Annotated in this window: 5 protein-coding genes; all 5 read left to right on the forward strand. The window is 45.7% G+C overall.

The annotated features are described in order from the left end of the window. The first annotated feature begins 9 nt into the window (after positions 1-9). The gene (locus HB679_RS15995) at positions 10-516 is read left to right on the forward strand and encodes a tail fiber protein (RefSeq protein WP_214073015.1); all 507 of its coding nucleotides are present in this window, start codon (positions 10-12) and stop codon (positions 514-516) included. Positions 517-565: 49 nt separating this feature from the next. Next, positions 566-1,114 (forward strand): tail fiber protein, encoded by a 549-nt coding sequence (locus HB679_RS16000; protein WP_214073016.1) that lies wholly within the window; start codon positions 566-568, stop codon positions 1,112-1,114. A 214-nt stretch (positions 1,115-1,328) separates the two neighbouring features. Continuing rightward, positions 1,329-8,267, forward strand: coding sequence for a cadherin-like beta sandwich domain-containing protein (locus tag HB679_RS16005; protein ID WP_214073017.1), 6,939 nt, complete (start codon positions 1,329-1,331; stop codon positions 8,265-8,267). A 359-nt stretch (positions 8,268-8,626) separates the two neighbouring features. Beyond that, a complete protein-coding gene (locus HB679_RS16010) occupies positions 8,627-10,390 on the forward strand; it encodes a hypothetical protein (protein WP_214073018.1) in 1,764 nt (587 codons plus the stop codon). Between the two features lie 308 nt (positions 10,391-10,698). Then, positions 10,699-24,987 carry a cadherin-like beta sandwich domain-containing protein gene (locus HB679_RS16015; RefSeq protein WP_214073019.1) on the forward strand — a complete coding sequence of 4,763 codons (14,289 nt, stop codon included), beginning with the start codon at positions 10,699-10,701 and terminating at the stop codon, positions 24,985-24,987. Position 24,988 lies beyond the last annotated feature (1 nt).

The following is a 24,988-nucleotide window of genomic DNA, read 5'->3' on the forward strand; positions in this document are numbered from 1 at the left end:
AAAAAGACAATGGAACCATATATAGGAGAAATAAGGATATTTCCTTATTACAAAATACCAGAAACCAGGTCAGAATGGGCTATCTGCGATGGCGGCATGCGTGACAGAAACCAGGAAGCGGCATTATTTAGTATAATAGGTTATAACTACGGCGGCAAAGACGGCAAATTTGCCTTACCCGATATGCGCGGAAGGGCACCACTTGGTATTCCAAAAGGAGACATGAGCAAGCTTGGTATAATGGCAGGCTTTAACGAAACCTTACTTACAGAAGAATACATACCTAAGCATACGCACACGATACAAGTGGCCGATGTGCTGCCCGATGCCCCCGGTGTAACCGGTAATTTGATAACACGGGGTGTCAATAATGAATATGGCCCAAAGGATGGCGCACTGGTGCAAATGGCAGCAAAAACAATTACTTCGGCACAAGTGCCATTGCCTAATATGCAGCCTTTTATTGGGTTAGCGTTTTACATAGCTGTAAAAGGTATATATCCACAGAAGCCGTAAGTTGATTGGTGAAAATTAAATTAATTAAAAACATTAAAACATAAACGATATGGACGCTTTTGTTGGAGAAATAAGAATGTTTGGAGGAAACTTCGCCCCTATAGGCTGGGCATTATGCGATGGGCAGGAAATACCTTGCGGCAGCGCTTATAAATTATATACTGTTATTAAAAATGCCTACGGCGGCATACCAGATAAAACTTTTAAATTACCCTTGCTGTGCGACGTAATACCTCCAGGCGCAGCCAATGCAGATTTTAAAGGGGGCAGTTACGTAATCGGCAAAAACGGGGGGAATAATGGCACGTACACGGTTACCACAGTGCCGGCGCATACACATACTTTTAACGGTACAACATTTAATCCGCTGGATAAACAAACCGCGCCAACAAATGCTTTTAACGCTACTTTCCCTAATGAAAGAACGGCTACCAGGAACAGATATAAGCAAAAGCTGGGTGATACCGTAATTGCGGGTCAACTAGACAGTAGCACTGTAGCTTTGGCCGGGACAGATACACCTAAAGCAATAAGCAATATGCAGGCCACCTTAGTGCACAACTTTATTATTTGTTATGACGGCATTATGCCGTTTTAAATCATTTAATAGGGGATTAATTGTCCCAAACAATAAACAATATTAATACAGTAGCCGGCTTCTGATTTTTTTGACAGGCTGCTTTAAACAATGCTGGTCAATACAAAAACTGTTCTTTAAAAATAGATTTTGTATTGGCCTTTTATCACGTAAATTCCGCTACTCATTGCCCTTAATTTAATTGCTATAATTTATACCCAAAAGACCAATTGCTATGAAGAAATTTTTACTTAAATTTTTATTTACCATCCTTTTTATCGGCGTTTTAAACAACGTTTATGCCGGTACCTATGTAGCAAAGGCTACAGGCTCATGGAAGGATGCCACCAATTGGTCTGGACCCGTTGCCAATCATATCCCAACTTTTGGCGATATAGCAATTATACCTTCTAATGTGATCATAACTTATAGCGTGGTTAATACCGCGGGTAACCTTAGTTTAGGATATGAACCCTGGGATAACCCAACCATTTATGTGTTTGGCCAGCTGAAGCTTCATGCAGATGCAGCTGTGGTTAGCTCAACTACAGAATCTGAAGGCCCATTTTTAGATAATAATCTCGCTAAAATATTATTTTTTAGCGGCAGCACGCTTACGGACGACACTTACGCCGGCCTTATTTTTACGGCAACCAACAGCTTCTACTTTTACACAGGATCACATTTTGTTGTTGGGCCAACCAATGCTTTTGGCAGCACTATATTTCAATATGATAACGATGGACCGGACGTAGACGACCCCAGCAATGTAGAATTTGTAAACAGATCGGGGCCTTTTACGGTTACCCCAACGCGGGAAGGTGTTGCAGATGCGGTTAGTAACACAGAACCGCCGGCTGTTGCGCCAGCGGTATCAACGCCAGCAGCCAGCGGCATCGGTACCTCATCGGCTACGTTAAATGGAGAGGTGTTTTCTACCGCCGTACAAACTACAGGTATAATTTTTGACTATAGTACGGCGTCTGATCTTAGCGGAGCGCTAACTGCTACCGCATCAGCCACCTCGGTAGCGCTTAATTCATCAAATCAGACAATCACAGCCAATCTTACCGGTTTGGTAAGCGGCCAAACCTATTATTACCGGATTGAAGGTACAAACACAACCGGTACTACCTTAGGCGATATACAAACATTTACCATACCATGTACGCCGCCAACCGTAACCGGCAACCCGCCTAACCGCACAACTTGCAATGGTGGTGCTACAACATTTTCTGTTAGCGGCACAAACGTTACGGCTTATAAATGGCAGGTTAATTCAGGTGCAGGTTTTACAGACCTGAGCGACGGCGGCTCTTATTCAGGAACAGCAACAGCTACCTTACATGTTTCACCTGCAACGGGATCCATGTCCGGTTTTACCTACCGGGCCAGGTTAATTAACGGTGTTGGCACTTGTACCGTAAATTCAAATGCAGCCACTTTAACGGTGGACGTTGTATCAGTTATTACTAATGGCATAACTAATGTATCCTGCTTCGGAGGTAACAATGGCGCTGCCACTGTTCTTGTAACAAGTGGTATTGGCCCTTTTATTTATTCATGGTCGCCATCCGGAGGCACGGGGTCCTCTGCAACCGGGCTGGCCGCGGGCACTTATACCGTATTTGTTACCGACAATATTGGTTGTACCGGGCAAGTGACCGTTGTTGTTGGACAGCCCAGCGCCCCTGTAAGCGGAACCGCCTCGTTAAATAACAATGTTACTATGCATGGCGGCGGCAATGGTTCTGTTACTGTAGCGGCAAGTGGGGGTACGCCGGGTTATACTTATGCATGGTCACCATCCGGCGGAAACGGAACCACGGCCTCGGGTTTGGTTGCCGGTACCTATAAGGTTTTAATAACAGATATCAATAGTTGTACATCATTCTCAAACAATATTACCGTATTTGAACCCACGGCAACACCTACGGCTTCAGCAATATCGGGCACCGGCTTTACCGCCACCTGGGCTGCAGAAACAGGTGCAACAAGTTATCGCTTAGACGTATCGGCCGATGGCTTCAATACTTTTGTAAGCGGATATAATGATCTTTCTGTTAGTGGTACTTCGCAAGCTATCACGGGCTTAACAGCAGGTACAACTTATTCTTATAGGGTACGCTATGTAAACTCGGGTGGCACAAGTCCAAACTCTGCTACCAGTACGCAGGTTGCTAATACACCACCAACAATAGCAGGCACCGTATCGCAACAGGGGGTTAACGATAATACTACCATTAGCCCTTTTAACAGTGTTATTATTAATGACGCAGAAACATCACAAACCCAAACAGTAACTGTTAGTCTTGATGACGCGGCTAAAGGCAGTTTTACTACTTTAAACGGCTTTACAAATGCAGGCGGTGGCACTTATACTTTCTCAGGCACCGCTGCTGCAGCGCAAACAGCTATACGGGGATTAGTTTTTACGCCAACACCAAACCGTACACCACATGGCGGTACAGAAACTACAACTTTTACCATAGCAGTAAATGATGGCATTGCAGCTACTGTAACAGATAATTCGACATCTGTTATCAGTATATCTGTTAATGATAAACCGGTGATAGCCGGTATCAATACGTTGACTTATAATGCGCTGAATGCTGCCACAGCAGTTAGTCCCGGCCTTACGGTTACAGATCCGGAGGATAATAGCATGGCATCGGCCTCTGTAACTATAACAAGTGGTTTTGTTTTGGGCGATATTTTGGCGGCAAACACCGCGGGTACCAATATAAGCGTAGTTTACACGCCAGGTACCGGGGTATTGACATTGTCAGGATCAGACCCGATAGGGCATTACCAACAAGTTTTGCAGTCGGTTAGTTATTCCAACGCATCGCGTAATCCGTCCGCAAATGGAACAAATACTTCAAGACAGATTGATTATACAGTTTCTGACGGAGGTTTACAAAGCGATGTGGTAAGCAGCACCATTAATATCACTGCTTCCAGCGATGCTACGCTATCTGCATTGGTTCTTAGTTCCGGCACACTTAGCCCGGCTTTTGGTAGTGGTACTACTACCTATACCGCGTCAACCACAGCGACCAGCATTACGGTTACGCCAACAAAAACTGATGCTGATGCGACATTACAAATTCAATTAAACGGCGGCGGTTATACCGGTATCGCCAGCGGTACTGCTTCAAGCGATTTGTCGCTTGCAACAGGCACAAATACCATCGACCTAAAACTAGTAGCACCGGATGGTACCGTAAAAACATATACAACAACCATTACCCGTAAAATCCAGCCAATCATCACAATGCAGCCGGCAACGGGTTCGCAAGCAGTATTTGTTGACGGCGCGCCTGCCCCTTTAACGGTTGCAGCTTCGGGCGGTACCGGCTTTACTTACCAATGGTACAGCAATACAACCGCAAGTAATACGGGCGGTACGCCAATTTCTTTACCCATAGGCACAAGTTATGCCGGGGCGGGCGGTAAAGTAGGCTATATTTTACAGCCCGGCGATCCGGGTTATGTTGCCGGCCAGATATCAGGTATTATAGTTGCCCCTACAGACGCCGGTGACGGTGCCGAATGGGGTTGCCAGGGAACATCTGTAGGTACCAGTTTTAATATTGGCTCTGGCCTGGCAAACACTAATGCTATGATATCTTCATGCAGCACGCCGGGTACCGCGGCCAGGTTGGCCCGCGCTTATAGTGCAAATGGCTTTAACGACTGGTTTTTGCCAAGCTATAATGAAATGAACCAATTTTATATCAACAGGGCCGCAATAGGTGGCTTTGCAAATAGTGGTTATTATTGGACATCATCACAATTTAACGGTAGCGAAGCTTATGGCGCCGGATTTGATAACGGCGACAATGGCTTGGGCCATGGTACCAAAAGCGATGGCGACAGGGTACGCGCGGCTCGCTATTTTAATATTGCCGATACCTTTGCACCATTAAGTGCAACAGCAGGAACAACTTATTACTATGTGGTAGTAACCAACAGCGACGGATTAAGTGTTACCAGTGACGTTTCCGGCTCGGTGGCGGTGAGTCTTCAACCGACACTAACAGCGACAAGCTTTATCGGGCAACTGGGTAACGAGTACGGAACCGCTACCGGTGGTACCAGCTTTGATGTTGGTGGCAGCAATTTGTTAAGCGACGTTACGGTAACGGCACCGGCAGGTTTTGAAATATCGACATCAACCGCCGGAACTTTTACAAACAGCCTAACCCTGCCACAAAGTAGCGGCACAGTAGGCCTCACCGCCCTTTACCTGCGATTAGCTGCAGCTGATAATGTAGGCACTTATAGCGGGGACATCCTTGTAATGGCAACCGGTGCAACAACTTTGCACATAGCAACTATAGCCAGCACGGTTACTCCAAAAAATATAACAGTAACTGCCGATGCTCAAACGAAAGTTTATGGTGATGCCGACCCGGCACTTACCTATCAAATCACGTCAGGCGCATTAGCCAATGGTGATGTGTTTGCCGGTACTTTAACTCGCGATGGGGGCGAAAATGCAAACACTTATGCCATAACACAAGGCACGCTGGCATTAAATGCCAACTATATAATAAACTATACAAGCGACAATTTAACAATTAACCCGGCGACACTAACGGTAACGGCTGACCCCCAAAGCAAAGCATATGGCACAGCCGACCCAACGCTGACATATACAACAATAGGCCTGATTAGCACCACAGTAGACGGTGTAACTATCAACGATGGCGCTAATGATGTCTTAAGCGGCACGCTAACGCGCGACGCAGGCGAACAGCCGGGTACGTATGCAATAAGTCAGGGCAGCTTAACATCAACCGGTAATTACACAATTGCCTTTAATGCCGAAAACTTAACGATAACCCCTACTGTAGCCAACGAAGCGGAGCTTTCCAACCTGTTAACCAGTGTGGGTACGATAAATCAAATAAGCAGCACGGCTTATACTGTTACTTTAAGTGGCTTAACAATAGCTACGTTGCGTCTTAAAGCTATAGCAACAGATCCACTGGCAACTTTAACCATAAACGGTAACCCGGCGGCATCAAACGTAACTACAGCGGATATTACGCTAAATACGGGGACTACTCCGACGATTATCCCGATCGTAATACTGGCTGAGGACGGTGTAGCTACCAAAACGATACAAGTAACAGTAAATCGTATAGCGTCTGCTAACGCCGATCTGAGCAACCTGGCGGTTAGCGGTCAAACGCCAACACAGGTGAGCTCAACCGAATATACGGCGACGGTGACCGGTTCGCAGGTAGTGGTTAGGGCGGCGACAGCAGATGCTGGCGCTACACTAAAGATCAACGGTACGCCGGTAGCACCGAATACCTACACAGGTAATATCAGCCTGACCACAGGTGCCAATACAATACCTATAGTAGTGACGGCCGAAGACGGAACGATGAAAACGTACACGTTAACGGTTACCAAACTGCCATCAACTATTAACGACCTGAAAAGCCTGGCACTTGGCGGCGGTATAGTACCAACCCAAACCACGGCAACAACATTTACCGCTAGTGTGAACGCTTCGACAGTGACGGTTAGAGCCACTGCAGATGCCAGCGCTACGATCAAGATCAATGGTGCAACTGTAGCCTCTGGCCAATACTCAGGCAATATCAACCTGGTACTTGGCGACAATGCTATCCCGATGGTTATCACAGCGGAAGATGGGACACCAAAAACATACACCTTAACGGTTACCAGGCTGCCATCAACCAATAACGATCTGAAGGGTTTGGCAGTTAGCGGCCAAACGCCAACGCAAACAAGTGCTACCACGTTTACTGCCAGCATAGTGGGCACTACAACCACTGTTAGAGCCACAACAGCAGATGCGAATGCTACGGTTATGATTGATGGTACTACGGTAGTTTCAGGCACCTATTCAAACCCTATCAATCTGACACTGGGCGCTAATACGATCACAACGGTAATCACCGCAGAAGACGGCACCCCTAAAACGTACACATTAACGGTTACCAGGCTGCCATCAACTAATAACGACCTGAAGAGTTTAGCCGTTAGCGGGCAAACGCCAACGCAAACCACCGCCACCACCTATGCCGTAACGGTAACAGCAACTACGGCCACCGTAAGAGCGATAACAGCCGATGCCAACGCGACCATAATGATCAATGGTACTACGGTAGCCTCGGGCAGCTACTCCAATACGATTAGCCTGACCACAGGCAGCAACACGGTAACTACGGTAGTAACCGCCGAAGACGGCACCCCAAAAACGTATACGCTGACCATTACCAGGATACCATCAAGCAATGCCGGCCTGAAGAGCCTGGCGCTTAATGGCGGAGTAATGGTAACACAAACCAGCCCAACTGACTATACGGCAACGGTAATGGCAACGTCAGTATTGGTACGAGCTACAGTAGCCGATGCGCGTGCCACATTAAAGATCAATGGCGTGGCAACAGCATCAGGCCTATACTCGGGCAGCATACCGCTAATCACGGGCAGCAACACGGTAACCGTGTTAGTAACCGCCGAAGACGGTACCCCCCAAACCTATACGCTGACCATTACCAGGATGCCATCAAACAATGCGAGTCTGAAAAGCCTTGCAATTGGCGGTGGCATAACGCCAACGCAAACCGACGCTATCAGCTATACGGCAAGCGTAACCACGGCAACGGTAACGGTACGGACTATAGTAGTAGATGCCGGCGCTACGGTTAAGATTAATGGCACCGCGGTAGCCTCAGGCAGTTATTCTAACCCAATCAGTCTGACGACAGGTGCCAATACCATAACCATATTGATTACTGCTGAGGACGGCACAACCAAAACGTACACATTAACCGTAACTACCACGGCAACAACCAGCTTTGCTGCGATACCGGTAACCGGCGACGAAACGTTAAACATTCCGCCACCAAGTGCCATCATTCCGGCCAATATTCTGTCACCAAACGGAGACGGCAAGAATGATACCTGGATAGTTAAAGACATAGACTATTACCCTAATAATACGGTAACTATTTATGACCACGCGGGTAAAGTTGTGTACAGAAAGAAAGGCTACAGCAATGAATGGGACGGTAGTACCGGAAACGGCGCACCATTGCCACAGGGTACATATTACTATATCCTTAAACTAAGCCCTGACATTACAGCCATCAAAGGCTTTATATCCATACTGCGCAACAACTAGGTAGTAAAACAATAATACGAAAGATGACAAAGCCCCGGGGACGCAAGTTCCGGGGCTTTGTTGTGTTTCACGCGGGAGTGAAACAGATGAAACAAGGTTTTGTCGCAAAAAACTTGAAATCAGTAAATTATAAAAATATAGTGAAACAGAATGAAACAAGAAAACGGCATTAATCGGCCCTAAAAAGGTTAACCTATTGGTTGTTAATACAGCGAAGAGAGCCGGCACCGACAATAATAATATTCCTGTTAGGTTTAATTTGAAACGCTGTTTTTACTACTATAAACCACGTTTATAGACTTTAATTGATAAATTAGACGGGTATTCCCCAATATTAAAAACAATCAGCAGGTACTAAATTGAACGAGTTTAAGCTTTATTGGTTGATTTGCATGCTCCTGCTGCCCGTTTTTACGCAGGCGGTTGGCAAGGTCGATGATAAGTTTGTACCATTAAAATTCGCAGTTCTGGCCGATCATGGCTATGACATTAATCAGGTTTCAAAACTAAACCTGTTCAAGTTTATTACTACCGATTCGCTTATTGGCGCTAATATATATTGGCTCAGAATAGTTACCGGCAACCAAGACCGGGTTAATAAATCGTATTATTTAAGGGTAACTCCGGATAAAAACACCAAATTTTATTTTTTCGATCGCGCAGCAAAAAAATGGCTCAGCATGACTACAGGTGCCAGAACCAATAACAATCCGTACATGTTTGGAGTGTATCCTTATGAAGTATTGCCACTGACAAGAGATACCACTTATATGCGGGTTGATGTAAGCGGCCCTAATGTTGTTCATAGCAGATTTAAAGTTACGGTATCACTAAAGCCCAAGATAACGGTAGACAATTTAAACCAGAAAATTAAGACCCTATGGCTAATTGCGATAGTGGTGTTAATGTTGTTTTTAATTAACAACATATACATATATTTTAGTTTTAAAGACAAAGCGGTAATTTTTTATTTGATGATACAGTTGGGGGTTATGTTTTATCTCACCGCTTACTGGTATTTTTTCGAGACTTATTACACGCACGTATTTAATTCGACACTTGCCAATACCTATCATTTTTATGACATTAACCAGATTGGCGCTCATATAGGTATAATGCTTGTTCTTTATGGCTATGTACAACTTACGCGCTCATATCTTAATATAAAAAAGACCCTGGCGTTAGAGGATCAGTTATTGCGGTACTGCTTAAATATATATTTGATAGCAAGCATTATTAATATTATAGTAAACGTGTGCGGGATGCCCCTTGAATATTATACCATCCCGTATGATAATGTGTATTGCGCCATACTCATTGCGCTTATACTCTATACCTGCGTTAAAGCCTACATTCTTAAAGTTGCGTTTGCCGTGCCTTACTTATTGGCAAACCTGGTGCCTTTAACAATATTGCTTACCATCCCTATCTATCATTTATTGGTATCATTTAGTAATGAGCATAATTATGTGTTACCGTTTTTTGGCGTAATAGCACAAGCGTTAGGGTTTTCAATAGCCTTGGTTACCCGCACCCGTTCTATACAAGACGCGCTGATGGAGAGCCAAATTCAAAGCGGGCAACTGGCTTTTGACCTTAAAGAGGCCGATTATTTAAACAAGTTGAATGAATTGAAGATCCAGCAGATCAACGCCGAAATGTGCCTTGAAAAAGAACGAAGCGAATTGTTAAAAGAGCGGCTTGAACTTAATCAGCGCGAGCTGGCATCGTCAACGCTTAACATGGTTCAAAAAAGCGAATTACTGGCCCTTTTGAAAGATCAGCTCCAGCAGTTAAACTGGCTTGACCGTTATCATACCAAAAAAAATGTGCACGATATGACCGCTTTGTTAGAGGACAACATTGAGCTGGATAGCGATTGGAAAAAATTTAAAATCCACTTTGAGCAGGTTCATCCCGATTTTTTTGAAAATCTAAAAAGGTCACATCCCGCACTTACGGCAAAAGAAATAAGGTTATACACTTATTTTGAGATGAAACTTAATCATAAAGAAATTGCCGCGTTATTAAACATAGATCCCGCCAGCGTACGCCGCGCTAAAACGCGTCTTTTGAAGAAAATGCGCTTGCCTTCTCAGGCAGATCAGATGGAAATAGATTGAATATTGTAGGTTTTTTACCCCCTTTTACGAATAAACGGCACAGTAAGTTGCATTTATTTTCTTAAAACTTTTAAATTAATTAATTGATAATCAATTAATTAATAGTGTTGTCTACGCTATGTCCACGTAACGTTTTAGAATAAACGCTTATTTATATCTTTTTTTGCGCAGATTTTTCGAGGTGTTTGACCCTGCTCATTTGTCCTTTAAATGTCCATGCTTTGTGCCATTGAATTACTTCGATTTGGTATATATTTGATATTCTATTATCCTGATTAATAAGCTATTGTAAGACCTAACAAAACTATATGGAAGTTTTTTACCCACTGCTGTCTATTATTGCGATTATTAAAAAACGCCAACGTGCCTTTAAGGCTTTGGCTTTGCTGCTGTTATCAACAGCGGCGTTACCGCAATCTCTGTTTGCACAAACACCTACTGTAAGTTATGGCGGTAGCTCATATGTGTACACCACCAACACAACGATAACAGATGTTATCCCGACAGGAACCAATGTATCTGCGCCGTCGCTTGCAGCGCAATCGGTTTTTTATACGCCGATCAATACATCTTTGCTGGCGGTTGATGGCAGCGGTAATACTTTCTTTATTGCTTCGGGCAGTCTTAAGATGGCTCCCGCAGGTGGCGGAGCAGCTGTGGCAATAAGCACAAGTTTTACCACTTTATCAAATTTAAAGGTTGATCAGAACGGGACGCTTTATATTGTCGATAAATCAACCGGCACCGTAGCCCAAATAACTACGCCGGCTTCGGGCGGCCGTACAATAACCAATATAATAACTGGTTTAAACTCGCCAAATGATATAGCGGTTGGTAATGACGGGACGATATATACGGCTGGCGGGGGGGTAGTTTCAAAATACCCGGTTGTTGGTGGTGTTGTTGGCTCCGGCATTGTGATCGCTAATGTTTCTAACGTTTTAGGCATTGCCGTTGACGGAGGAGGAAATGTATATACAGTAGATGATTTTAATCTTTTAAAAATACCGGCCACTAATACGGCTTATCCTATAAGTCAGGCAAACTTGATAACTGTTGGCTCCGGATTTTTCCAGCCTTCGACAGTAGCTGTTGACAATATAGGTGATGTTTTTGTTGACAATTTTAACAATTCAGTACCCCGTATCTCTATGGTTGACCCCAGCGGCACAATCACTACCATTAGCGGTACTGGCCCCGCAGGATCATTCTTCGGCATGGCGGTTGATCTGCAAGGAAACGCCTACTATGCTTCGGGTTTTGGCGGCAGCAATATGTTTACGGTTAAAAGAAATGGCGGCTATTACATCAGCCCGGCATTGCCCGCGGGTTTAAGCTTTGACTCCACTACAGGTAAAATCAGCGGAACGCCTTTAAAGGCAAGCCCGCAAACTACTTATACTATTACGGCTTTAAACAGCACCAGCAATACCAGTGCAACAACCACAATAAATATTAAAGTTAGCGATACAAGACTAGCATCCTTGTCGATTAGTGCCGGTACATTGAGCCCGGCATTTAATGCCTCGACCACTAGTTATACTGCGCAAGCGGTGCATCTGGCTTCTGTTAACGTAACACTTAGTCCGGTAGACCCAACATCAACCGTAACTTACAATGGCTCAACTATTACACCAGGAGTGCCGTTTGCCATAACCGGGTTAACCATTGGCTCCGTAAATTCATTGCCATTTGTTGTAACTACTACAGATGCTACAACCAACACTTATACGGTGGCATTTAATGATCTTGCAGGACCAATTGCAAGTTACAATACCCCTAATACATTTACGGTAGGTACGCCTGCAAGCCTTTCGCCCACAAGCAGTAACTCTGTTTCTGCACCCGCCTATGCCAGCCAGGTTTTTTTGAGCACGGTTCAAAATGAGGGAAATGGGGTTGCCGTTGACGCAGCCGGCAATATTTACACCTACGATTTTAACAGCCGCCTGGTAAAAATACCTGCAGGCGGTGGTACTGCCATAGCCATGGGTGGCGGTTTTGTGTTGATTACCGGTATAGCCATTGATAAATCTGGCGCGTTGTATGTAGCGGATGAGATTGGTAGCACTGTTACCAGGATAACCAATCCGGGCCAGCCAGGCAGCACACAAACAGTTGTGGCTTCAGGTTTTAATAATATAGGCGGCATTGCTGTAGATGCCTCAGGGAATTTATATGTTGGTGAGAACAACAGCCATTGTGTTGACAAATTTACTATGGTAAACGGGGTCAGCACATCAAAAACCATCATAGTTAATTCAGGAATCACTTTTCCTTACGGCCTCGCGGTTGACGCAGCCGGTAATCTTTATATTGCTGACAACCAGGCTACGAATATCATTGAGGTACCTGCATCTGCTACAACCTATCCGGTAGATCCGTCAAACTTCATTAACCTTTTCTCAAACCTGGCAACGCCGGTGGCGGTAGCAGTTGACAATGCCGGTAATGTGTTTGTCGGCGAAGAAAATAACGGAACCGGCAGGGTGACAAAGCTTGACCCAAGTGGCGTTAGCACCGTGCTAAGCGGTGCCATAGGTGCTGTAACAGGCGTTGGCGTCGATGCAAAAGGGAATGTTTATTATACCGATGTTGCCAATAGCAAACTTTACGAAACCGCGTTAAATGGCGGTTATTATATATCGCCGACATTGCCATCGGGTTTAACTTTTAACGGTACTACCGGTGTAATAAGCGGTACGTCTACCGTTGGCAGCCCGGCTACTAATTACGAGGTAGATGTATATAACAGCAGCACCAATGCCAGCACAAGTTCAACGGTAAACATCAAAGTAACTTCAACCAATGCCAACTTAAGTGGTATTAGCGCAGGTGTAGGGAATTTAAGCCCAACTTTTTCGAGCGGGGTAACTACTTACACGCTTGCCGAAGCCAGTACTTCGCCATCTTCGGTGATAATATCTGCAACTGCTGATCCTGGTGCTTCCATTAGTATTAATGGTGGCTCTGCTACATTGGGTTCTGCCTCGGCAACTGTTCCGTTTTCTACAGGCAGTACACCTGTGGCTATCCTGGTAACAGCAGCCGATGGGTCGACCACCAAAACATACACGGTAAATATTAACAAGCTTGCCCTGCCGGTTATAACTTATAACACGCCCAACAATTATAATGTAGGCACACCGGTTTCATTGGTGCCAAGCACCAGTAACGTATCATCATTAAGCTATAGCGGTACGAGCACTTTTAGTCCGGTTAACGCATATTCGCAAGGAATTGCATTTGATGCTGCGGGTAATCTTTTTTATAATGACGGTGGCGGCGTGTCTGAAATCCCGGTAGGTACTACAGATCCGGTAAGTGTGAATAGCAGTATTAGCAACATAGTCGGTATAGCGGTGGATGCGTCAGGAAATTTATATGTAGCGCATGACTCGGAAATTGATAAAATAACTAACCCGGGCCAGGCAGGAAGCACAACAACGCCTCTAATTCAAAACATCAGTGCCTGGAGTGTAGCTGTTGACCATGCAGGTAATGTTTATGCAAACGATCAAACCAAAGTCACTAAATATGTTATAGCAAATAACGCAGTTGCTTCTAGTACAGTGCTGGCCACCAATTTTTCAAATATCGCACAGATCGTTGTAGACGGGGCCGGTAATTTATTTGTTGCGGACGCAAGCGTTGGTTTTATCAAAAAAATTCCGGCAAACGCAACCGGGTTTCCTATTGACGCCACTACTTTAACCAGCGTAGCATCAAACATTGGTTATGCCAGCGGCATGGCTGTAGACAATGGCGGCAATCTGATTGTGACAGACGCTTCAGGCTCGGGCGCCGTTAATCGTGTGGATGTGGCTACGGGTAATTTAACCAATTTAGCCAGTTCTACGGGTTATATGATCAGCATAGCAGCAGGCCCCGATGGAACAATTGTGTATTCTAGTTATGCCGACCCTAGTTTATTCCAGATTAAACAAACCGCTGGTTTTAGGGTGTCGCCTGCATTACCAAGCAGCTTGTTACTAAATGCAAATACCGGTGAAATAAGTGGCACACCTTCAATAGGAGGTGCGGTTGCCAACTATACCGTTACTGCTTATAACGCGGCCAGCGAAACTGCTGCCTCTAATGTTTTCAGCATTAAAGTAACATCAACCAATGCCAGTTTGAGCAGCCTGGGTATTACACCAGGCGTTGTTACACCTGTATTAGCGCCGGGTACTACCACTTATGCCGCAATGATTGCGGATACCACTAATTCAATAACATTGGCGGCTGTAGCAGATCCTACAGCTACTATATCAATAAATGGCGGTACTGCTACAACAGGATCGGCCAACGCAGTAATTAGTACCACAGCAAACAGTGCCATTAGTATTTTGGTAACCGCAGGCGATGGTACTACTACAAAAACTTATACTATTAATATTACTAAAGTAGGCCCGGCTACGCTGACCTACACCAGCCCCAATATTCTGCCTACGGGCACCCCGGCAAACATTGTTCCGACAACAAGTAACCTTTCTGCATTGGGTTATGCAGATCAGGCGGATGTATATAGCACCAGTGATCAGGTGGATGCGGTAACTACAGACGCGGCGGGTAACATATATTATGGCGCACGTGGTACCTTAGGTATGATATCTGCCGCCGACGGCACCAATACAACCATACGCTCAGACTTTGATTTTATTACCGGGGTTGCGCTGGATGCATCCGGCAATTTATACGTAAATGATAATACCACAATATATAAGGTTACCGACCCGCTGGGTGCTGCAACTAAAACCACTTTTGCAAATACCTCGAGCTTTTTGGGTGGTATTGTTTTAGATGCTGCGGGCAATATCTATATCAGTGTATCTGGTAGTGAATCTGTACAGAAGTTTACGGTGGTAAACGGTACGTTGGGAACCACCACTATGATTGCCGAGGAATTTAACAATGCTACGGGCATTGCTATCGACAAAGCAGGCAACCTGTATATTGCAGATCAGCAAAATAACAATGTCAAAATAATACCGGCAACCAATACCAACTATCCTATTGATGCATCGACGCTGTCTACAGTGGGTACAGGGTTTAACCAGCCATATGGTATAACGATTGATAACGGGGGCAATTTATTTGTTTCAGAATCAGGCTCGGGTAATATAAAAAGAATAGACGCTGCAACCGGCGCTACTAGTACCATACAAACCGGCTTCGGTACCCCTGAAGGGTTAACCGTAGACGGCACAGGCAAACTGTATGTGACAGATTGGTCTGACTTTGAGATCTACTCTATAACGCAAAACAGCGGTATAAAAATTGCGCCTGCATTACCTGCCGGTTTAGTGTTTAATGTGGCTAACGGTGCTATAACCGGCACGCCTACCGTGGGCAGCCCTACAACCACTTACGCTGTTACCGCATTTAACGCCCTGGGACAGTCAAATAGTAACAGCACGGTTAGCATTAAAGTAGTGTCAAGCAATGCTAATTTATCTGCTTTGACTATTGATGCAGGTACGCTTAGCCCTGCTTTTGCAGCAGCTACAACAACTTATACAGCAAACGTAGCCAGTACAGTTTCGGCTATCACCATAAATACTACCGCCGAATCTACAGCGTCTATAGCTGTGAACGGGGGTACGTCGTCATTGGGTACTAACGCATCAACCATATCGCTTACTCCGGGCACTAACGTTATTAGTGTTGTAGTAATTGCCGGCGATGGCGTATCTACCAAAACTTATACCTTAACAGTAACAAAACTAGGTTTACCTACCCTTAGCTATACTACGGCTTCCAGCTATAAAACAGGCGATGTAGTTTCCGTGACACCAACCAGCACGAATGTTTCTACACTTGGTTTCGCTCAGCAAGTAGCCATAAATAATACTACGGGTACTATTGGCGGCTGGGCAGTAGCCACCGATGCCAGCAATAATTTATATGTCAGCCTAAGATCAAGTATATTGAAGGTTACACCTGCAGGTGTGGTTACTACATTGGTTTCATCGGGCATTACCAACGTAAATGGTATGGTTGCAGATGGTTCAGGCAATTTATACGCTACAGACTATACCTCAACCACGTCAGCCTCCGGTAGAATACTGAAAATAGACGGAACCGGAGCAATAACGGCACTAGTTACTAACCTCATTAAACCGGCGGGCCTGGCATTTGATGGCGCCGGCAATTTATATGTGGTTGAATCAAACACAACCACCAACTCGCACGACGTAAAAAAATACTCGGGCGGTAATTTTACGACGCCGCTTATTATAAGCACCGCATTTAGCAAGCCAACAGGCATAGCTATAGATAAAGCGGGCAACGTGTACATTGCTGATGCCAACAAAACAGGCATCTATAAAATACCGGCAAGCTTAACCAACTCTACCGGTGTTGCCTTAGCCAGTATGACCATCATTGCGTCAACAATGGGTACGCCAACATCAGTAGCTGTTGATAACATGGGCAATCTGTATGCCGGAATGAACGAGTTCTTTAAAAGAGTTGACGGTACAACTCTGGCGGTTACTACCATTAGCGATCAGCCAACCCTTACACCAACGGGCGTAGCGATTGATCAGTTGGGTAACCTTAATTTGTCTTACAGCGGCAACTTTGTACCAGCTTACCAGGTTAAACCGCTGGGTGGCTATTATGTATCGCCAGCGTTGCCTGCCGGCTTAACCGTTAATGCTACTACTGGTTTAATATCGGGCACGCCAACAGCTACAACCGCTTTAACCGCTTACACTATTTACGGCTATAACGCCGCCGGCGAACCGGGCTCTACAACAGTTAGTTTCAGTACTGTTGATCTTAGCCTTTCAAACCTGGTTATCAGCGCAGGTACACTTAGCCCGGCATTTTCGGCAAGTGTCAGCAAATTTACCGCTACCGAGGCCAGCGCCACAGCATCTGTAAACATAACGCCTACTGTTCATGCAGTGGGTTCAACGGTTGCAATTAACGGCACTACGGTAACATCAGGCGCTGCATCGGCACAAGCGTTGGCAGCAGGCTTAAATACATTTTATATTAAAGTAACGGGTGTGGATGGGGTAACAACCGCCACTGATACTTTATTGATAACCCGCTTTGGCCCGCCAACATTGGCTTATGCAGGTCCGCAGGCTTACGCTGTTGGCGCAGCAATTACCCCGTTAAATCCTACGGCAACCAATGTTTCAACGTATGCTTACGGCACGGGTACTACTTCTGCCACCAGTTTATTTACTGTAGCAACTCCAACCGGTATCGCGGTAGACGCTAACGCCATTTATGTTTACAACGGCGGTACTAATAATATAACCAAGCGCCTTTTTCAAGGCGGCACCGTCACCACGTTGGGCAGCGGCATTTCGCAAGGTGCTAACCTGGCCCTTGATGCTGCGGGAAATTTATATGTTGCAGATCAAGGCGCAAACAATATCAAAAAAATAACACCGGGCAATGTGCAAACCACACTGCCTGTTAATGTCACCTCACCAAGTGGCGTGGCCATTGATGCTGCAGGCAACCTGTATGTAAGTCAATATTCTAATACCGATGTAGTTAAATTTGCTGCCGGTACCGGTGCAAAAACAGTAGTGGCCACCGGCTTTACAACAGCCGAAGATGTTGCGCTTGATGCTGCCGGTAATATATACGTGCTTGACGGCCTGGGTGGTGCGGTTTACAAAATACCCGCAAATACCAGCTCGACAGTTACTGCCAGCAGCCTTACCGCTATTGCTACCGGCCTGGGCTCTAATTCATCAGGCTTAACCGTTGATGCGTCCGGCAATATCTTTGTTACTAACGGATCGAAAGCGGTAATTTTAATTACACCCGCTGGTGCTAAAACAACCATTAGCACAACCGCTATGAACGCCAATTTTGGTATTACAGCCGGCCCGGCAGGTGTTATTTATGTTGCAGATAACGGCGCCGGTAAAGTATTTCAGCTTCCTCCGTTAGGTGGTTACTTCTTAACTACGCCGTTGCCAACTGGTTTAACGCTCGACGCTAATACCGGTATTATATCGGGCACACCAACAGCCAGTACCCCGGCAACAATTTATACTATTTCGGGCTATAACGGCGAAGGCGTTGTTGCTACAGCTACGGTTAGTATCCAAACTTTAGGGCATAATCCGTTATTAGCATCACTTACGGTTGATCCGCTTGGCGTTGTTAGCCCGGTGTTTGATCCTAACACCGACAGCTATTCAGTTTCTGTAAAAAGCTCTGCTTCATCAGTAACTATTACGCCTACCCCGGCTGATTTATCGTCTACTATTACGGTAAACTCATCGCCATTAAGCAGCGGCGCAGCAGTGGTACCGATAATTGCAGGTACTAACACTATCACTATTGTGGTAACTGCGCCGGATGGCTCGACAACTAAAACCTACACCCTGGCGGTAACCCAGGCAGCAGCACCGGCAATAGCTTACAACAGCACCCCGATTGTTTACCCACCGGGTGCAGCAATAACGCCGGTATCACCTACCAGCTCAAGTAATATCGCAACACCAAAATTTGATGTTAAGACAATAGTTAGTCAGCAGCCAGCCATTAACGCTGCGACAGGCATAATTGCCGATGCAGCTGGAAATATTTACCTGGGTGGCAACGCAGCTACTTTACAAAAAATTGCAGTAGGTGGTGCCATAACTACCCTAGGTAGCGGTTTTTCTAATATCAGCAATATCACGATGGACGCCGCAGGAAACATTTATGTGGCCGACCAAAATCTAACTACCATACAAAAAATAACTCCTGGTGGCGTACAAACTACTATTGGCACAGGTTTAAGCCAACCTATGGGTGTGGCTGTTGACGCTGCCGGAAATGTGTACGTTACAGAGTTAACCAATAACGATTTAAAGAAGATCTCTATAGTTACCGGCAACGCGACTATCCTGGTTACCGGCCTTAATGCGCCACATGGCCTGGCGGTTGATGCGAGTGGTAATGTGTACATTGCCGATTACCAAAACAACGTGGTACGGAAATTACCTGCGGGCGCTACCACATCGGCAGCGGCAAGCACTTTAGCTACTGTGGGTACAGGTTTGTCACAACCAACCGACTTATCTGTTGACGCGTCAGGCAACCTGTTTATTGCCAGTTCAGGTAATAACAACATTGTAAAAATTTCAGGCGCGGGCACGCAGTCTACCGTGGCATCGGGCTTTAGTAATGTTTATGGTGTTGCAACAGACGGCGCAGGCAATATTTACACTACAGATTTGAATGCGGGCGCTATTTACAAAAACAGGCCTATAGGTGGCTATTACATAACGCCGGCTATACCTGCTGGATTAGTTTTTCATAACGGCACCGGTACTATCAGCGGTACGCCTATAGCCGGTTCGGCAGCAACTACCTATACAATTACGGCCTATAACAATGTTGGTGAAAGCGCTACCGCGACGGTTAATTTCCAAACTATCTCCGGTATTGTAGCTTTATCAAATTTGGTTAGCAGCAACGGCACGTTATCGCCAACGTTTGCTTCAAACACACTGGTTTATACTTTGTCAACCACCGCATCGGCAATTACATTAACACCTACAACAGTCGATGCCGGTGTGATTGTTAAAATTAACGGCACAACGGTAGCATCGGGCGCGGCATCAGCCAGCATCCCATTAAATGTTGGCCTGAATACCATTAATATTTCGGTTACCAATAGCGATGGTTCGGCCAATAACGTTTATCGCGTGGCTGCCACCCGTGTGCCGGCGCCAAGTATCGCTTACAGCGGCGTGCAGTCCAGCTATAATACCGGATCGGCCATTGCGTCGCTTGTGCCAACAAGCAGCAATGTCGACGCGTTTAGTGGCAACGGCTTTAGCAGCACATTTACTACTATCAGCACAAACCTGGTTAACCCATTGGGTATTGCTGTGGATGATCCCGGAAATCTATACATCACTAATTATGGAATAGTTTCGCCTGCCACATCTGCCTTATACAAATTTACGCCAACAACTAATGGTTTTTCGGCACCGCAGCAATTAGCGGGTAGCTATAATCAACCATTTTCGGTAGCTGTAGATAACCTGGGCAACAATTATGTAGCCGACGGCTCAAACAATTTATTAAAAAATGGTACCGTATTAAGCATAAGTGCAATAACTAATAAAGAGCCTTTTGGCGTGACGGTAGATGCATTGGGCAACGTGTTTGTTGGTCTGGGAGCTAACGGTGCTATCATTAAAATACCGGCTTACGGCACGGGTACAGCTGTTACATTTGCAACCGGCTTCACCTCGCCCCAGGCTTTAACCACAGATGCAGCAGGAAATTTATACGTTGCTGATGATGGTACAGGCATTATAACTAAAATTGACAGAACAGGTGCTAAGACAGTACTGGCATCTAACCTGGAAAGCCCTAATGGTATAGCTATTGACGGTACCGGCAATATTTATACCACCGATGATCACAGGTTATTGATGTTGCCTGCCGGAGGCGGTGCGCCGGTTAATATGTTCCCGGCTACAACTTTTGCCAGTTTGTGGAGCCTTGCTATAGACAAGACGCATAAGTTATACCTGACCAGTTCTAACTTTACTGATATTAACGGTGTGTTTTTCACCAAATCTTTAAGCCCGGTTAATGGCTACTACATTAGCCCTACCTTACCTGCCGGCTTAACTTTTGATAATACCAGCGGTACCATAAGTGGTACGCCTACGGCAAGCAGCCCGGCAACTACTTATACCATTACGGCTTATAATGGCAATGGCAACGCATCAACCACCATTAACTTTAAAACAGTTGCCAGTGATGCCACGCTTTCAAACCTGGCACTTTCAACAGGTGTTTTATTGCCGACGTTTTCTGCTGCAACTACCACCTATACATCAACAGTAATTAGTACGGCAACTACTTTAACAGTAACCCCTACGGTTACCGATCCGGGTGCGACCGTTACGGTAAACGGAACTGCGGTGGCATCGGGGGCTGCTTCGTCTGCTATTACTATCAACGCCGGCAGCAATACTATTACTGTGGTGGTTACCGCGGCAGATGGAACTACTACTAAAACTTATACCTTAACGGTAGTTAGGGCACCAAGTTTAAGAGCGCTTACTGCTACAGCCAGCCCATCTGTTAGCCTAAGCCCGACGTTTACGGCCGGTACTTATACATATACAGGGTCTACTACAGCTTCGACTGTTAAAATAACGCCGACAATTACAACGGCAGATGCGGGTGGCACCATTAAGGTTAATGGCACTACTGTTAATTCTGGAAGCGCTTCCGGCAGTATTGCGCTTGTTGTAGGTGCTAACACCATACCTGTTACAGTAACCAGCACAGGTGGTGCAGTAGCTACTTATAACGTAGTTATCAATGTTACCGGCACCACTGCTCAAACTATCACTTTCCCAACTATAACAACGACACAGTTTGGCACGGCCGACTTTTCGCCTGGCGCGTCAAGCTCGTCGGGCCTGCCAATAACTTACACCAGCAGTAAGTCGGGTGTTACTATTGTGAACGGAAATATCCACATCGTGGCTCCGGTAACAAATGTGGTCATCACAGCAACACAAGCGGGTAACAACACTTATGCTGCGGCTACCAAAACCGTTACATTTACAGTTAGCAAAGGCACAACGGTGCTTACTATGGCCCCTACCGCAACGGTACCTTTGGGAACAGTTGATTACGGGCCTGCAACCAGTAATAACCCCGAAACAGATGTAACTTATACCAGCAGTAATACCGCTGTTGCAACCGGTGGGTTAAACGTGCAAATTGTAGGCATAGGTAGTACTACCATAACCGCCAATCAAGCCGCTACTACCGATTATACAGCGACAAGCGCTTCACAAATACTTACGGTAAGCCAGGCAGCAAGTGTTATCAATCTTGCCGCATTCCCGCCGATGCAGTTTGGTGATGCCGATTTTGCACCTGTAGCAACCAGTAATAATACCGACTCGCCAATTACTTACAGCAGTAGTAATACGGCTGTAGCCACCATAACAGCAGGTAATTTAATCCATATTGTAGGTGTTGGCGATGCCGACATAACCGCTTCACAATTAGGCAGTACAAATTATACCGATGCAACAAGTGTTGTTAAGCATTTAACCGTAGCTGTCGGTACACCGCTTATTACGTTTGCAACATTACCTACCTTAAACTACGGGCATACAGATTTTACTTTAAATGCAACAAGCAGCAACAGCGTTACCAGTATTACTTATACCAGTAGCGACCCTACAGTGGCTACGGTTACCAGTAACACCGTACATATTACAGGCGCCGGTACAGCCATTATTACAGCAAGTCAGGCAGCAGGAAATAATTTTAATGCCGCTACAGATGTGCCGCAATCATTAACCATTGGTCAGCGTGCAATAACCGCAACTGCTGATGCACAGACCAGGGCCTACGGTACAGCCGACCCTGCATTGACCTATACAATCACATCGGGATCTTTAGTAGGATTGGATCAGTTAAGCGGCACGCTAACGCGCGACGCAGGCGAACAGCCGGGTACGTATGCAATAAATCAGGGCAGCTTAATAGCCAATGGCAATTACAACCTGAGCTTTACAGCCGGCACGCTGACGATCACCCCGACGATAGCAAACGAAGCCGAACTTTCCAACCTGTTAACAAGTGCGGGTACTATAAATCAAATAAGCAGCACAGCGTATACCGTTACTTTAAGTGGCTTAACAATAACCACGGTGCGTCTTAAAGCTATAACAACCGATCCGCTGGCAACTTTAACGATCAATGGTAACCCGGCGGTATCAAACGTAACAACACCAGATATCACACTAAATTCAGGAACATCACCAACGATTATCCCGATAGTGATATTGGCCGAAGATGGCGTAACTACTAAAACAATACAGGTAACGGTAAATCGTATTGCGTCGCCTAATACCGATCTGAAAAACTTAGCACTCGGCGGCGGCATAATACCAACCCAGGCAAGTGCAACGCAGTATATAGCGACAGTGTCAGCCGCACAGGTAACAGTAAGAGCTACCGTTGCAGATGCAAGCTCAACCCTGACGATAAACGGTATAAGCGTAGCCTCGGGTACGTACTCGGGTAATATAGGTTTAGCCAGCGGCGACAATAGCATACCTATTGTAATAGCGGCCGAGGACGGTACGATGAAAACGTATACTTTGATCGTTACCAAAATAGCGTCGAGCAATGCTGACCTGAAAAGCTTAGCGGTTAGCGGCCAAACGCCGACTCAAACAACGGCTACAACCTTTACCGCCACTGTGGCCTCAACTACGGCAACCGTGAGAGCCACAACGGCTGATGCAGGGGCCACGGTTAAGATCAACGGTGTAACAGTAGCATCAGGTGCTTATTCGGATAATATCAGCTTGATTATTGGTGCCAACACCATACCTGTAGTAATAACAGCGGCAGATGGTACAATGAAAGCCTACACATTAACAGTTACCAGGCTGCCATCAAGTAACAATGATCTGAAGAGTTTAGCGGTTAGCGGCCAAACACCAACGCAAACCGACGCAATCAGCTACACGGCAAGCGTAACCACGGCTACGGTGACCGTAAGAGCTATAGTAGCAGATGTTAACGCTACCGTAAAAATCAACGGCACAACGGTGGTATCGGGAACTTATTCAGGTAATATCAGCCTGACTACAGGTGCCAATACAATAACCGCATTAGTAACCGCCGAAGACGGTACGCCAAAAACGTATACGTTAACAGTTACCAGGCTACCATCAAGTAACAATGATCTGAAGAGTTTAACGGTTAGCGGCCAAACACCAACGCAAACCGACGCTATCAGCTATACGGCAAGCGTAACTACGGCAACGGTAACGGTACGGGCTATAGTAGCAGATGCTAACGCGACGGTAAAAATCAACGGCACAACGGTGGTATCGGGAACTTATTCAGGTAATATCAGCCTGACTACAGGTGCCAATACAATAACCGTATTAGTAACCGCCGAAGACGGTACGCCAAAAACGTACACATTAACGGTTACCAGGTTGCAATCAAGCAATAACGATCTGAAAAGTTTAGCGGTTAGCGGCCAAACACCAACTCAGGCAGATGCTACCACCTACACGGCAAGCGTAACCACGGCAACGGTAACGGTACGGACTATAGTAGCAGATGCCGGCGCTACGGTTAAGATTAATGGCACCGCGGTAGCCTCAGGCAGTTATTCTAACCCAATAAGTCTGACGACAGGTGCCAATACCATAACCATATTGATTACTGCTGAGGACGGCACAACCAAAACGTACACATTAACCGTAACTACCACGGCAACAACCAGCTTTGCTGCGATACCGGTAACCGGCGACGAAACGTTAAACATTCCGCCACCAAGTGCCATCATTCCGGCCAATATTCTGTCACCAAACGGAGACGGCAAGAATGATACCTGGATAGTTAAAGACATAGACTATTACCCTAATAATACGGTAACTATTTATGACCACGCGGGTAAAGTTGTGTACAGAAAGAAAGGCTACAGCAATGAATGGGACGGTAGTACCGGAAGCGGCGCACCATTGCCACAGGGTACATATTACTATATCCTTAAACTAAGCCCTGACATTACAGCCATCAAAGGCTTTATATCCATATTACGCAGTAATTAAA

Source organism: Mucilaginibacter sp. dw_454 (genome assembly GCF_018449775.1).
Taxonomy (GTDB): Bacteria; Bacteroidota; Bacteroidia; order Sphingobacteriales; family Sphingobacteriaceae; genus Mucilaginibacter.